This window comes from Streptomyces sp. NPDC004658 (genome assembly GCF_040609555.1).
Taxonomy (GTDB): domain Bacteria; phylum Actinomycetota; class Actinomycetes; order Streptomycetales; family Streptomycetaceae; genus Streptomyces.
The window spans coordinates 1-13717 of sequence record NZ_JBEXKG010000007.1 but is presented as its reverse complement, the minus strand read 5'-3'; the positions used below and the strand labels follow the sequence as shown (position 1 = coordinate 13717).

Below are 13717 nucleotides of genomic sequence, written 5' to 3'. Positions count from 1 at the left end.
CGCGGGTCAGGCGCGGGCCTCCTCACCCGTTCGGGTGAGGAGGCGGGTGGACCGATGAGTTTCGGGTGGGGGAGCGGTCGACACACATGACGGCGTTCCCACGCCGGGTTCCGCATCCACGCCCACCACCCAGGAGGCGCTCATGACCACCGCCGGATTCGTCACGTGTCTCTGGTTCGACGGCCGGGCCGAGGAGGCCGCGCACCACTACGTGTCCGTCTTCAAGGACGCCGAGATCGGCCGCGTCGTCCGCTGGCCCGAGGGCGGCCCCGGACCGGCCGGCTCGGTGCTGACCGCGGAGTTCACGGCCAACGGCCAGAAGTTCGTCGCGCTCAACGGCGGCCCCGAGTTCACCTTCAACGAGGCGATCTCCTTCCAGATCCTCTGCGCCGACCAGCAGGAGATCGACCACTACTGGACGAAGCTCACCGAGAACGGCGGCGAGGGCGGACCCTGCGGCTGGCTCAAGGACAAGTACGGCGTCTCCTGGCAGGTCGTCTACGCGCCGCTGCTCGACATGGTCGCCGACCCCGACCCGGAGAAGGCCGCGCGCGCCACCAGGGCCATGATGGGGATGGGCAAGCTGGACGCGGCCGCGCTGGAGAAGGCGTACGCGGGCGAGTAGCGGGATGCCCGGCCGGCCGCCGTCACCGTCACCCGGCCTCGGCGAGGATCTCGGCGATCACGTGCCGGGAGTTCTCCGCCAGGGCCGGGTTGGTGTGCCAGTAGTACGGCAGCTGGATCAGCGAGATGGACAGCGCCCAGCCCCGCCCGCGCGCCCATTCCGCGTCGTCGGCGCCGACGGCCTTGCGGAAGGTGTCCCGGGCGGACACGGGCAGCAGGTTCCAGGCCACGATCAGGTCCACGGCCGGGTCGCCGACGCCGGCGCAGCCGAAGTCGATGACCGCGCTCAGCCGGTCCCCGTCGACCAGCACGTTCCCCGGGGAGAGATCCCCGTGCGCCCAGGCCGGCGGACCGCCGTGGGCCGGGGCCCGCAGCGCCTCCTCCCACAGGGCCGTCACGGCCGCGGTGTCGATCCGGCCGGTGAGAGCGGTGAGCCGCGCCAGCGCGGCCCGGGTCGGCTCGTCCCGGGTGGCGAGCGGCAGACCCCGGGAGGCGGGCGGCCCGTCGTGCGGGTCGATCCGGCGCAGCGCGGCGACGAACGCCCCGAGCCGCTCGGCGAGCCGCTCCGGCTCCGCGACGGCACCGGCGACCGGGTTCCGCCCGGCCAGCCAGCGGTACACCGACCAGGGCCACGGGAAGTCCTCGTCCGGCGTGCCGAGCCCGACTGGTTCCGGCGTGGCCACCGGCAGCAGCGGGCCGAGACGTGGCAGCCAGCGCTGCTCGTGCGTCACGTCGGCGACGGCGCCGGGATGCCGGGGGAGCCGTACCACCAGGTCCGTGCCCAGGCGGAACATGACGTTCTCCGTGCCGGAGGAGTCGACGCGCCGTACGGGCAGCCCGGCCCACTCGGGAAACCGCCGGGCGATCAGCCGGCGGACCAGCGGCGGGTCGACGTCGACCTCGCCCTCACGCATCTTGACCGTGTTCATCGGGCTCATCACAGCGGGACACGGGCCTCGCTGTCGACCGATTTACGGCTCCGGCTCGGCGCGCGGGCCGGACCCCGGATGGCTAGCGTGAACGAACGGGACACACCACCTCAGGAGGGCCGCCAGCATGGCCGTGCAACCCGAAGGAACGCCCTGTTGGGCCGATGCGATGTTCAGTGACGTCGAGGGAGCCAAGCGCTTCTACGGCGACGTCCTCGGCTGGACCTTCGGCGAGTCGTCGTCGGAGTACGGCAACTACACCCAGGCCTACGTGGACGGCAAGGCCGTGGCCGCGGTCGTCCCGCCCATGCCCGGCCAGGAGGGCCAGTCGCAGTGGTGCCTGTACTTCGCCTCGCCGGACGCCGCGGCCACCGCGGAGAGGATCCGGGAGAACGGCGGCGAGGTGCTGATGGAGCCGATGCAGGTCGGTGAGTTCGGCACGATGTGTCTGGCCCGGGAGCCCAGCGGAGCCGTGTTCGGCGTCTGGCAGGCGGGCACCCACGAGGGCTTCGAGGCGGTGGCCACGCCCGGCGCCTACTGCTGGGCCGAGGTCTTCACCAGGGAGCCGGAGCAGGCGGACGCCTTCCTCTCCGCGGTCTTCCCGTACCGGATGAAGGAGATCGAGGACGACGCGGTGGACTTCCGGATGTTCGACGTCGGCGAGGACACCGTCCTCGGCCGGATGCGGATGACCGACGACTTCCCGCCCGAGGTGCCGTCGTACATCAACGTGTACTTCACCGTCGACGACTGCGACGCGGCCGTCGACCGGGCCGTCAAGCTGGGCGGGATCCTCCGTTTCGGGCCGATGAGCAGTCCCTTCGGCCGGTTCGCGGCGCTCAGCGACCCGCAGGGCGCGAACTTCTCGGTGATCGACATCACCACCACCGAGGGGGAGATGCCGAAGGTCAAGGAGGTCTGACCGGTCCCGGAACGGCGCTCCGTACGGTCATGGCATGATCGGGCCCATGCGTGAACGTGTGGTGGCCGCGTGCGACGGGGCTTCGAAGGGGAACCCCGGGCCGGCCGGATGGGCGTGGGTGGTCTCGGACGACGACGAGCGGACCCCCGCCCGCTGGGCGGCGGGCCCGCTCGGCCGGGCCACCAACAACGTCGCCGAACTGACCGCCCTGGAGCGGCTGCTCACGGCCGTGGACCCGGACGTGCCGCTGGAGATCCGGATGGACTCCCAGTACGCGATGAAGGCCGTCACCACCTGGCTGCCCGGCTGGAAGCGCAACGGCTGGAAGACCGCCGCCGGCAAGCCCGTCGCCAACCAGGACCTGGTGGTCCGCATCGACGAACTGCTCGGCGGCCGGTCCGTCGAGTTCCGCTACGTCCCCGCCCACCAGGTCGACGGCGACCCGCTGAACGACTTCGCCGACCGCGCCGCCAGCCAGGCGGCCTCCGTCCAGGAAGCGGCCGGCAGCGCGCTCGGCTCGCCGGAGCCGCCGCCGTCGCCCGACACCCCGGCGGGGGCCGGGGCAGTGCGCAAGAAGGCGCCCCGCCGCACCGGCGGCACCGCTTCCGCGCGCACCGGCGCCGCGTCGTCCCGCACCATCAAGGCGAAGTTCCCGGGCCGCTGCCTGTGCGGCCGGTCCTACGCGGCCGGTGAGAAGATCGCCAAGAACGCGCAGGGCTGGGGACACCCGGAGTGCCGTACCGCCGAGGCCTGATCAGGCGTCGAACGTGTAGTACCGGGTGTGGTCCAGCAGGTCCGCCGGGCGCACGGTGTTCCACGGCTTCATCGTGTCGTCCAGGTCCACCACGTCCGGCGTGCCGCCCGTCGGCGCGTAGCCGGCGTCCGGGTGCCGCCGCTGCCACTCCGACCACAGCTTGTCGACGTAGGCGTGGTGCAGCCAGAACACCGGGTCGTTGGGGGAGACCCCGGTGGCCATCTGCCCGCCGACCCACACGTGGACGCGGTTGTGCAGGTTGACCCCGCGCCAGCCCTCCAGGTGGTTGCGGAAGCCGTCCGAGGCGCTGTTGTACGGCGGCAGGTCGTACGCCGCGAGCGACAGCACCGACTCCACCTCGGCGCGCGTCGGCAGCTCCCGCACGCCCGCGCCGAGCGAGCGGCGCAGGAAGGTGCGGCCGTCGACGCGCACGTTGATCGGCCAGTTGCCCGTGGACGCGGCGAACGGGCCGTCCATCACCCGGCCGTCGGTGCTGCGCCCGGTGCCGCCGAGGAAGTCCGGCGCCCACAGGGAGGCCCGCACCGTGCGGTCGGTGCTCCAGTCCCAGTACGGCAGCGCGACCGAGGAGTCCACGGACTGCAGCGCCTGCTCGAAGTCGAGCAGGAATCTGCGGTGCCAGGGCAGGAACGAGGGGGAGCGGTGGCCGGTCCGCTCGCCGCTGTCGGTGTCCGCCATGATGAACGCGCTGTGCGTGCGGACGAAGTCGTCGTAGCGCCCGCTCCGCTTGAGTTCGAGGACGGCGGCGACGAACCGGCGTTTCTCGTCGGCGGTCAGGGTGGCCTGGTTCTTGCGTACGGTCATGGTGCGCGGTGCTCCGTATGTCCTTGCGGGGGCGGTCAGTTGGCGGGGAACGGCAGCAGCGGCGCGCCCTGCAGCTCGTCCACCGCGGCACGGGCGGCGGCGCGCGGGGTGGCCACCGGGTCGTAGTGGCTGACGACGCTGATCCAGCTGCCGTCGGCGTTCCGCATCGTGTGCAGCCGCACTCCGTCGACGAACACCGCGTAGCCGCCGCCGTGTTCGTGGTGGTGCCCGCCGCCGCCGGCCGGGCGCCCCTGTATCCGGCGGCCCTTGTAGACCTCGTCGAAGGAATCGGGCGTGGCGGGCGCGTGGTGGCCGGCGGCCGACGCGGCGGGCGCGGCGAGGGTGGCGGCCGAGGCCGTGGCGGCGACGGCGGCTGCCGCGGTGAGCGCGCGGCGCCGGGTGATGTCGGGCATGCGGGTCCTCCTGAGGAGTGGTTCGGGGATGACGACGCATGCCTATCGGGAGGCCGGGGAGCGTAAGAAATCGGTCGGAACCGGTTGGCTGCGATCCGGACAATTGGCAACATGTCGTACAGGGTTGAACTAAGATGATCTTGCTGTGACGGCGGTCCGATCCGCCCCGGAACGGGGAATTCCTTGCCGGGTCCGCCCGCTGCCCGGTGATCCTTTCCGGCTGCCGCCCGTCCGAGTGGCCCGGCTCACCGCGCCAGACTGACGCGATCGGACCCGCCCGCACCCTGCTACCCTCCGATGCCGATCGACCACGTCCGGTGACTGTCAGGGGGATGCGCGTGAAGGTCGTCTGTGTCGGAGGCGGGCCCGCCGGCCTGTACCTCGCCATCCTGCTCAAACGGCAGGACCCCGCCCATGACATCACCGTCCACGAACGCAACCCGCAGGGCTCCACCTACGGCTGGGGCGTGACGTACTGGCGCGGCCTCCTCGACAAGCTCCGCGCCCACGACCCCGCTTCGGCCCGGGCGGTCGAGGAGCACTCCGTGCGCTGGAGCGACGGCGTCGCCCACGTACGGGACCTGACCACCCGGCACCGCGGCGACGAGGGCTTCGGCATCGGCCGCCACCGCCTGCTCGACCTGCTCGCCGCCCGGGCCCGCGCCCTGGGCGTCCGCCTGGAGTACGAGAGCGCACTCACCGACCCGCCCGCCGACGCCGACCTCGTCGTCGCGGCCGACGGCGTGCACAGCGCCCTGCGCACCCGCCGGGCCGGCCACTTCGGCACCCGGATCACCTCCGGCCGCAACCGCTACATCTGGCTCGGCACCAGCAAGGTCTTCGACGCCTTCACCTTCGCCTTCACCGAGACCGAGCACGGCTGGATCTGGGCCTACGGCTACGGCTACAGCGCCGACCGCAGCACCTGCGTCGTCGAGTGCTCCCCGGAGACCTTCACCGGCCTCGGCCTGGACCGGGCCGACGAGGGCCAGGGTCTCGCCCTGCTGGAGAAGCTCTTCGCCGGTGTCCTCGACGGCCACCCCCTGACCGCCCGCTCCGGCGCCTCCTGGCTGACCTTCCGCACCCTCACCAACGAGACCTGGCACGACGGCAACCTGGTCCTGCTCGGCGACGCGGCCCACACCACCCACTACTCCATCGGCGCCGGCACCACCCTCGCCCTGGAGGACGCCATGTGCCTCGCCGGCGCCCTGCGCGCACACTCCGCCCTGCCCGACGCCCTCGCCGCCTACCAGCACCGGCGCCAGGCCGAGCTGCTCTCCGTGCAGAGCGCGGCCCGCTACAGCGCGCAGTGGTACGAGAACCTGCCCCGCTACATCCACCTGCCCCCGCACCGGATGTTCGCCCTGCTCGGCCAGCGCCACTCGCCGCTGCTGCCGTACGTCCCGCCCCAGCTGTACTACGGCCTGGACAAGGCGGCCGGACAGCTGGAGGCGCTGCGCCGGCTCAAGCGCTGGCTCGGCCCGCGCGCCGCCCGCGCCCTGCACGCCCGCGCCACGGCCCGCCGGGACTAGACCCCCCTCCCGCACCCGAGGAGCCCCATGGCCGTACCCGTCGCGTTCGACCACACCTCCACCGGCTACAGCCTCCGGCGCGCCTACTGGCTGGCCCGCGCCGCCCACCTGGCCTACCAGGACCGGGCTCCCGTCGAGGAACAGGCCGCCCGGTGGGGCTTCGGGGAGGTGCGGCACCACCACACCCGGTTCACCCCGCCCTTCCCGCTCCAGGACACCCAGGCCTGCACCCTGGCGAGCGACCGGATGATCGTCACCGCGTTCCGCGGCACCGAGCCCGACCTGATCAAGGACTGGCTCTCCGACGCCACCACCCCGCCCCGGCCCGGCCCCGGCGGCCACGGCTACGTCCACCACGGCTTCGCCGAGGCCCTCGCGTCGGTCTACCCGGCGGTCCACGACACCCTCACCGCACTGCGCACCGACGGCCAGGCCGTCTACTTCACCGGGCACGGCCTCGGCGGAGCGCTCGCCATGCTGGCCGGCGCCCGCCTCTACCTGGAGGAGCCGCACCTGTCCGTGGACGGCATCTACACCTACGGCCAGCCCCGCACCTGCGACCGGCTGCTGGCCGACGCGTTCCACGAGGGATTCGGCGGCCGGATGTACCGCTTCGTCAACAACAACGACATCGTCGCCCAGCTCCCGCCGGAGCCCGCCTACACCCACGTCCGGGCCCTGCGCTACTTCGACTCCAAGGGCCGGCTGCACGAGTCGATGCCGATGCTCTCGGTGCTGGGAGACCGGGCCAAGGGCCCGACCGCGGACCCGTTCGCGCCCGCCTCCGACGGCATCCGCGACCACTGCATGCGCACCTACCTCGCGGTCCTGGAGCGGAACCTGGCCTGATCCCCCGCCTTCCCGCATCCGGCCGTCGCGCACCACCCGTTCGGGCCTGCAAACGTTGGTGAATAGCCATTCACTCGATAAGGTGAATGCGTATTCACCTCGTCACCGTGACGCCGCAGGAGCGCCGATGGACCAGCCCGCCCCGATACCCCAGCCCCGGCTGCGCGACCGGCTCACCATCCCGGTGCTGGCCTTCGGCGGCATCCTGATGGCGGTCATGCAGACCGTGGTCGTCCCGCTCCTGCCCGACCTGCCCCGGCTCACCGGCGCGTCCCCCGCGACCGTCTCCTGGACGGTCACCGCGACCCTCCTCTCCGGCGCCGTCCTCACCCCCGTCCTCGGCCGGGCCGGTGACATGTACGGCAAGCGCCGGGTGCTCACCGGCGCGCTCGCCCTGATGACCGTCGGCTCCGTGATGTGCGCGCTCTCCTCCGACATCGGCGTCCTCATCACCGCCCGCGCGCTCCAGGGCGCCGCCGCCTCCGTGGTCCCGCTGTCCATCAGCATCCTGCGCGACGAACTCCCGCCGGAGCGGCGGGGCTCGGCGGTGGCGCTGATGAGTTCCACCGTCGGCATCGGCGCCGCCCTCGGCCTGCCCCTGGCCGCGCTGGTCGTGCAGTACGCCGACTGGCACACCATGTTCTGGCTGACCAGCGTCCTCGGCGCGGCGGGCGTCACGGCGACCTGGTGGGCGGTCAGGGAGTCGCCGCTGCGGGAACCCGGCCGATTCGACGTCCTCGGCGCCCTCGGCCTCGCCGCCGGACTGGTCTGCCTGCTGCTGGGCGTCTCCCAGGGCGGCACCTGGGGCTGGGGAAGCGCACGGGTCCTCGGACTGTTCCTCGGCGCGGTCGTCGTCCTCGCCCTGTGGTGCCGGCAGCAGCTGCGCACCGCACGGCCGCTGGTCGACCTGCGGCTGGTCGCCCGGCCCAGGGTGGGCCTGTCCCACGTGGCGGCCCTGCTGACCGGGTTCGCCTTCTACGCCAACTCGCTGGTCACCGCCCAGCTCGTGCAGGCACCGAAGGCCACCGGATACGGCCTCGGGCTGTCCATCGTCGCCACCGGGCTCTGCCTGCTGCCCGGCGGCGTCACGATGCTGCTGTTCTCCCCGCTGTCGGCCCGCATCTCGGCCGCGCGCGGCCCCCGGATCACGCTCGCGCTGGGTGCCGCCGTCATCGCCTGCGGCTACGCCCTCCGCATCGCCGACAGCCGTGACCTGTGGATGATCATCCTGGGCGCCACCGTGGTGGCGACCGGCACCACGCTCGCCTACTCCGCGCTGCCGACCCTCATCCTGCGCGCCGTTCCGGCCGCCCAGACCGCCTCCGCCAACGGCGTCAACGTCCTCATGCGGACCATCGGCCAGGCCGTCTCCAGCGCGGCCGTCGCCGCCGTCCTCGTCCACCACAGCAGCCCCCTCGGCGGCGTCCCCGTGCCCAGCCTGCACGGCTACCTGCTCGCCTTCGGCATGGCGGGCACCGTCGCGCTCGCGGCCTGCGCGGCGGCCCTGACCATCCCCGGCGACGGCCCCGCGCCCGGCACCCGGCGGACCCGGAGCGGCACCCCGGGCGCCCGCGACGAGGCGATGGAGGGAGCATGAGGACCATGACCACGCCACCCGGTCGGGCGCCCGCCCCCGCACGCCGGGACGCCGAGGCCACCAAGGCCGCCATCCTGAAGGCCGCCCGCCACCTCCTGGCCCGGCAGGCGCACGCCGACATCACCCTCAAGGCCGTCGCCGAGCGCGCCGGGGTGAGCCCGCCGCTGGTCCTGAAGTACTTCGGCAACAAGGACGCCCTGTTCGCCCGCGTGATGTCCTTCGACACCGACGCCGACGCGCTGCTGGACGCGCCGCTGGACGAACTGGGCCGGCACATGGTCCGGCACGTCGTGTCCAGCCAGCGGGAGCGGGGCGCCGACCCGCTGCTGCGCATCGCGTTCGCCCCGCTGCACGGCGACCACGGCGACGTCCTGCGGGCCAACTTCCGCGCCCAGGTCACCGAACGCCTCGCGGCCCGGCTCACCGGCCCCGACGCCGGCCTGCGCGCCGAACTCGCCGTCGCCGCCCTGATCGGCCTCGGCGTCATGTACGGCATCGCCCGCGGCCCCCACCTGCGCGACACCGACGCCGACGCCCTCGCCGACCGCTACGGGCCCGCCGTACAGGCGCAGCTGACACCCGGTTCCGGCCTTCCACGGTGATCTTGCCGACCCGGTCGCGGCGGACCCGGCGGCGCGGGTCCATCCGGCCGGGGGCCCCGGGGAGTTCCGCGCGGGCCACCGCCGGGCCGGCGGCGACCGGCACCCGTCCGGCCGCCTGCGCGGCACTCCGGGCAGGATGACAGACTGACGCCATGGACGAACGTGTCATCGGCAGGTCGGGTCAGTGGGCATCGGTGGTCGGGCTCGGCACATGGCAGCTGGGCGCCGACTGGGGCGACGTGGACGACAAGGAGGCGCTGTCCGTCCTGGAGGCGGCGGCCGAGGCCGGCGTGACCTTCTTCGACACGGCAGACGTGTACGGCGACGGGCGCAGCGAGGCCACCATCGCCTCGTTCCTGCGCGGCCGGCCCGATCTGCACGTGCTGGTGGCCACCAAGATGGGCCGCCGGGTCGAACAGGTCCCGGAGAACTACGTCCTCGACAACTTCCGCGCCTGGAACGACCGCTCGCGCCGCAACCTCGGCGTCGACCGCATCGACCTGGTGCAGCTGCACTGCCCGCCCACCCCCGTCTACTCCTCGGACGCGGTGTTCGACGCCCTGGACACCCTGGTCGAGGAGGAGCGGATCGCCGCCTACGGCGTGAGCGTGGAGACCTGCGCCGAGGCGCTCACCGCCATCGCCCGGCCGAACGTGGCGAGCGTGCAGATCATCCTCAACCCGTTCCGCATGAAGCCCCTGTACGAGGTGCTGCCCGCCGCCCGCGCGGCCGGCGTCGGCATCATCGCGCGCGTACCGCTCGCCTCCGGGCTGCTGTCCGGCAAGTACACGAAGGACACGGTGTTCGCGGCCAACGACCACCGCACCTTCAACCGGCACGGCGAGGCCTTCGACCAGGGCGAGACCTTCTCCGGGGTCGACTACGGCACGGGTGTCGAGGCCGCCGCCGAGTTCGCCGCGCTCGCCCCGGAGGGGTACACCCCGGCCCAGCTGGCGCTGCGCTGGATCATCGAGCAGGACGGCGTGACCACGGTGATCCCGGGCGCCCGCAACCCCGAGCAGGCCCGCGCCAACGCCGCCGCGGCCAAGCTGCCGCCGCTGCCGCCGCGGACGTTCACCGCGATCCGCGAGCTGTACGAACGCCGGATCAAGGACCAGGTCGAGTCCCGCTGGTAGGGACGCGGACCACGGGCGAGGCGACCCCGGCCGTTTGAACGAACGGCCGGGCGGTTACACGCACCGCATGACGGCGGAAGGACGGCGCAGGGGGCGCGACGAGACCGAGGAAGAGCGGGCCGACCGGATGTGGGGGGAGCTCATCCAGGAGGTCCGGGTGGCCCAGACGGGCGTGCAGATCCTGTTCGGCTTCCTGCTGACCGTCGTCTTCCAGCCGAAGTACGGGAAGCTCGCCACCGTCGACCAGGCGATCTACATCGTGACCGTCGTCCTCGGCGCCTGCGCGACCGGTGCCCTCATCGGACCGGTGTCCCTGCACCGCCTGGTCGCCGGCCGCCGGGTCAAGCCACAGGCGGTACGGCTGGCCTCCCGGATGACGTTCGTCGGCCTGGTCCTGCTGCTCGCCACGATGACGTCCTCCCTGCTGCTGATCCTCCGGGTGGCCACGCACGACAGCTATGTGCCGTACCTGGTGGCGGCCGTCGTCGCCTGGTACGTCGTGTGCTGGTACGGCCTGCCCCTGTGGGCCCGCCGCAAGCACACGGCCCGCTCCGGCGACTAGGACGGGGCCGATCCACCCGTCAGCCGCGGACCCGGGCGACGCCCTCCAGCGTCCGCAGCTGCCGGTCGTGGAGCCGGGTGAGCAGCAGCAGGGACAGCACCGAGCCGATCAGGGCGCAGAACATGTCCCACTGGGTGTCCCACACATCGCCCTGTGTCGCGAGGAACGCGTCCGCGCCGTGCCCGCCGATCTCGGCCGCCAGCCACTCCAGCAGCTCGAAGCAGGCGCTGAACGCCAGGCAGGCGCACACGGTGAGCGGCGCCAGCCAGCGGCTGCCGCGCAACGGCGAGGTGCGGCTGAGCAGTTCGCGGACCAGCACGGCCGGGACGAAGCCCTGCATCAGGTGCCCGAAGCGGTCGTACGGGTTGCGCTCCAGGCCGAAGGTGTCACGCACCCAGTCGCCCACCGGGACCTGCGCGTAGGTGTAGTGCCCGCCCACCGCCAGGACCAGCGCGTGCGCGGTCAGCAGTCCGCACAGCAGCCCGGTCAGCGGGAAGCGCCGCCAGAGCAGCACCACCAGGGGCAGCCCGGCCAGCGCCCAGCACGTCTCCAGGAACCAGGTGGTGCGGTCGCGCGCGCCCCACGCCGAGACGGCCAGTCCCGCGGCCGCCACACCGGCGAAGAGGGCGGGCGGCACGCGGCGCGGCGCGCGGAGCGGGGCGGGGTGCACTGCGGTCACGGCGGGGCTCCTTGCCTGAGGGCGGCCTGGGGGTCGTAGGAGCCCCATCGTGGTGCCCGGCCGGGCCCGCGGGCATGAGTACGGCTACTCAGCCGCGGAGAGGATCTCCGCCAGCAGCTCGTCCACGGCGACGCGCTCCCGGCCCGGCGGGACGACCTGGTGGGTCTCGCGCAGGAACGCGGCGATCGCGGGCGCCCAGGCGAACACCACCGCATGGTGCCGGCCGCCGTCCGGCCGGGCGTCCCCCAGGAATTCCAGGCGCAGCTCGTGCCACAGGCCGGTGGCCTCCGGCCGCATCCGGACGTCACCTTCACCGACCGGCCCGGCGAGCCCGTCGGCGAGCATCTGGCGGTCCAGCCGCCAGCAGGCCAGCACCCGGCCGTCGTGGGCGAAGGCGGCGGTGACGGCGAACGGGTCGTCGGCGTCGTAGCTGAAGTGGGCCAGCACCGGACACCGGCCGGTGCCGTGCGCCAGGAGCTGCACCACCAGGGTCTTGTGCACGAACGACTTCACGCGGGGGCCTCCGGGACGATCGGCGTAGGGCCCTCTAGTACCCCCGCATCGCCCGGAATGCTCACCCGAGTGACTGAATCCCGGCGGCAGCTCCCCGAGGCCGGGCAGCCGCGGCGCCCCGGGGCCGGCCGTACGGCGTCAGGCGAACGCCTCCCGCAGGGCGGGCAGCAGCGTCTTCGCCGACCAGTCCAGGAACTCGGGCTGCGTGTCGCCGCCGATCTGGACCAGGGCCACCTCCCCGAACCCCGCCTCCGCGTACGGCCGTACGGCTTCCACGAACGCGTCCGGGTCGTCACCGCACGGGATGGAGGAGGCGATGTCGTCCTCGGTCACGAACTGGGTCGCGGCCTCGAAGGAGTCCGGGTGCGGCAGCTCGGCGTTCACCTTCCAGCCCAGCCCGAACCAGCGGAACTGGGAGTGGGCGCGCTTGATCGCCGTGTCCCGGTCCGGGTCGTAGCACACCGGCAGCTGGCCGACCCGGGGCTTGCCGGCGCCGCCGTGCCGGTCGAACGCCTCCAGCAGGCCCGCCTTCGGCTCGGTGGCGATCACCAGGTCGGCGAGACGCCCGGCCAGCTTGCAGGACTGGTCGCCGGAGACGGCGATGCCGATCGGCGGCGCCTGCTCGGGCAGGTCCCAGAGCCGGGCGGACTCGACGTCGTAGTGCTGCCCGTGATGCGTGACGTGGCCGCCCTCGAACAGCGCCCGGATGATCTCCATCGCCTCTTCGAGCATCTCGTGGCGGACATCCACCGGCGGCCAGCCGCCGCCCACGACATGTTCGTTCAGGTTCTCGCCGGCGCCGAGGCCGAGCCGGAACCTGCCCTCCGACAGCAGCTGCACGGTCGCCGCCTTCTGCGCCACGATCGCCGGGTGGTAGCGCAGGACGGGGCAGGTCACATACGTCATGAGGGGGATCCGCGAGGTGGCCTGGGCGGCGGCGCCCAGCACGCTCCACGCGTACGAGGAGTGCCCCTGCGAGCGCAGCCACGGGAAGTAGTGGTCGGAGATCACCGAGAAGTCGAAACCGGCCTCCTCGGCCTTGACCACGTGATCCACCAGGTCCCGGGGACCTGCCTGCTCGGTCATCATCGTGTATCCGATTTGCACCATAGGTAGCGAGTCCCCGGGTGCGCGCCCGGAAAACGGCCGACGGGCCCGGCTCACTCCTGCGGTGGGCGGAACGTCCTCAGGAACGTCTTCAGCGCCAGCCGGTTGGCCGCGTCGTCCCAGGTCCCGGCCGGGGTGGTGAAGCGCAGCGAGAAGCCCCGCGTCCCGCCCAGCAGGAAGCCCCGGCCGAAGGTGTGCACCCGGGTGTCCCCGGAGCCCGCCAGCCACTCCAGGTCGGCGGCCCTGCGGCCCTGGTACGTGGTCGCCCGCACGGCGCCGACGCGGTCGTAACCGGGCAGCTTCCGCAGCCCGGGCTCGACGTCGTCCCGCCAGACGGCGACCGGGTCGGGGCCGACGCGCTCGCTGTAGGTCACGGCGAGCGTGGGCGAGTCACCGCCCCGGCCGAAGGTGACGCGGTAGGCCAGGCCGGACACCCGGGAGGTGGCCAGCCGCTTCCAGCCGTCCGGCAGCGCCACCGAGAAGCCCTCCGGGGCGGTGTACCGGCGGTAGCCGGCCGGCAGGGCGGCGGTCGGCTTCGAGGAGGGCGTGGAGGGGGGTGCCGAGGTGGGTGTGGCGCCGCCCCCCGAGGGCCAAACCCCGGGGCAGGACCTCCGATTGCCGAGCAGAAAACCCCACTCGGTCAGAAAGCTCCAGACCGGCAGGTGAGGACGTC

Annotated in this window: 15 protein-coding genes and 1 pseudogene; 9 read left to right on the top strand and 7 right to left on the bottom strand. The window is 73.1% G+C overall.

All coding sequences use genetic code 11. The annotated features are described in order from the left end of the window. Nucleotides 1-142: 142 nt before the first annotated feature. Complete coding sequence (locus ABZV94_RS04825; protein ID WP_356337180.1) at nucleotides 143-625, top strand: VOC family protein; 483 nt, start codon at nucleotides 143-145, stop codon at nucleotides 623-625. Between the two features lie 28 nt (nucleotides 626-653). On the opposite strand, the gene ABZV94_RS04820 is transcribed toward ABZV94_RS04825, so the two are convergent. Next, nucleotides 654-1553 (bottom strand): aminoglycoside phosphotransferase family protein, encoded by a 900-nt coding sequence (locus ABZV94_RS04820; protein ID WP_356337178.1) that lies wholly within the window; start codon nucleotides 1551-1553, stop codon nucleotides 654-656. A 127-nt stretch (nucleotides 1554-1680) separates the two neighbouring features. On the opposite strand from ABZV94_RS04820, the gene ABZV94_RS04815 reads away from it, so the two are divergent. Together ABZV94_RS04815 and ABZV94_RS04810 are read left to right on the top strand one after the other, a co-directional pair. Next, nucleotides 1681-2475 (top strand): VOC family protein, encoded by a 795-nt coding sequence (locus tag ABZV94_RS04815; protein ID WP_356337176.1) that lies wholly within the window; start codon nucleotides 1681-1683, stop codon nucleotides 2473-2475. Between the two features lie 34 nt (nucleotides 2476-2509). Continuing rightward, nucleotides 2510-3229, top strand: a complete 720-nt coding sequence (locus ABZV94_RS04810; protein WP_356337174.1) for a ribonuclease H — start codon at nucleotides 2510-2512, stop codon at nucleotides 3227-3229. Here ABZV94_RS04810 and ABZV94_RS04805 read toward each other — a convergent pair whose 3' ends face one another. Next, nucleotides 3230-4051 carry a tyrosinase family protein gene (locus ABZV94_RS04805; RefSeq protein ID WP_356337172.1) on the bottom strand — a complete coding sequence of 274 codons (822 nt, stop codon included), beginning with the start codon at nucleotides 4049-4051 and terminating at the stop codon, nucleotides 3230-3232. Between the two features lie 35 nt (nucleotides 4052-4086). Continuing rightward, nucleotides 4087-4464 (bottom strand): tyrosinase cofactor, encoded by a 378-nt coding sequence (locus ABZV94_RS04800; RefSeq protein WP_356337169.1) that lies wholly within the window; start codon nucleotides 4462-4464, stop codon nucleotides 4087-4089. 332 nt (nucleotides 4465-4796) lie between these two features. Here ABZV94_RS04800 and ABZV94_RS04795 point away from each other — a divergent pair, with 332 nt between their 5' ends. From ABZV94_RS04795 to ABZV94_RS04770, 6 genes are all read left to right on the top strand, one after another. Further along, nucleotides 4797-5999: an FAD-dependent monooxygenase gene (locus ABZV94_RS04795; protein WP_356337167.1), complete on the top strand. Its 1203-nt coding sequence runs from the start codon at nucleotides 4797-4799 to the stop codon at nucleotides 5997-5999. Nucleotides 6000-6026: 27 nt separating this feature from the next. Next, complete coding sequence (locus ABZV94_RS04790; protein WP_356337166.1) at nucleotides 6027-6848, top strand: lipase family protein; 822 nt, start codon at nucleotides 6027-6029, stop codon at nucleotides 6846-6848. Between the two features lie 127 nt (nucleotides 6849-6975). After that, nucleotides 6976-8445 (top strand): MFS transporter, encoded by a 1470-nt coding sequence (locus ABZV94_RS04785; protein ID WP_356337164.1) that lies wholly within the window; start codon nucleotides 6976-6978, stop codon nucleotides 8443-8445. After that, nucleotides 8442-9047 (top strand): TetR family transcriptional regulator, encoded by a 606-nt coding sequence (locus ABZV94_RS04780; protein WP_356337161.1) that lies wholly within the window; start codon nucleotides 8442-8444, stop codon nucleotides 9045-9047. The genes ABZV94_RS04785 and ABZV94_RS04780 overlap by 4 nt, the downstream gene beginning before the upstream one ends. A 152-nt stretch (nucleotides 9048-9199) precedes the next feature. After that, the gene (locus ABZV94_RS04775; protein ID WP_356337159.1) at nucleotides 9200-10183 is read left to right on the top strand and encodes an aldo/keto reductase; all 984 of its coding nucleotides are present in this window, start codon (nucleotides 9200-9202) and stop codon (nucleotides 10181-10183) included. A gap of 67 nt (nucleotides 10184-10250) precedes the next feature. Next, entirely contained in the window at nucleotides 10251-10745 is a 495-nt protein-coding gene (locus tag ABZV94_RS04770; RefSeq protein WP_356337157.1) for a DUF6328 family protein, read from the top strand. A 19-nt stretch (nucleotides 10746-10764) separates the two neighbouring features. Here ABZV94_RS04770 and ABZV94_RS04765 read toward each other — a convergent pair whose 3' ends face one another. The 4 genes and pseudogenes from ABZV94_RS04765 to ABZV94_RS04750 form a co-directional block, all read right to left on the bottom strand. Then, on the bottom strand, nucleotides 10765-11382 hold the full coding sequence (locus ABZV94_RS04765; RefSeq protein ID WP_356337435.1) for a DUF2238 domain-containing protein: 618 nt from the start codon (nucleotides 11380-11382) through the stop codon (nucleotides 10765-10767). A gap of 126 nt (nucleotides 11383-11508) precedes the next feature. After that, a complete protein-coding gene (locus ABZV94_RS04760) occupies nucleotides 11509-11937 on the bottom strand; it encodes an SsgA family sporulation/cell division regulator (protein ID WP_356337155.1) in 429 nt (142 codons plus the stop codon). 138 nt (nucleotides 11938-12075) lie between these two features. After that, nucleotides 12076-13047 (bottom strand): LLM class F420-dependent oxidoreductase, encoded by a 972-nt coding sequence (locus ABZV94_RS04755; RefSeq protein WP_356337153.1) that lies wholly within the window; start codon nucleotides 13045-13047, stop codon nucleotides 12076-12078. A 50-nt stretch (nucleotides 13048-13097) separates the two neighbouring features. Then, nucleotides 13098-13717: pseudogene (locus ABZV94_RS04750) on the bottom strand (serine/threonine protein kinase); the annotation flags it as partial.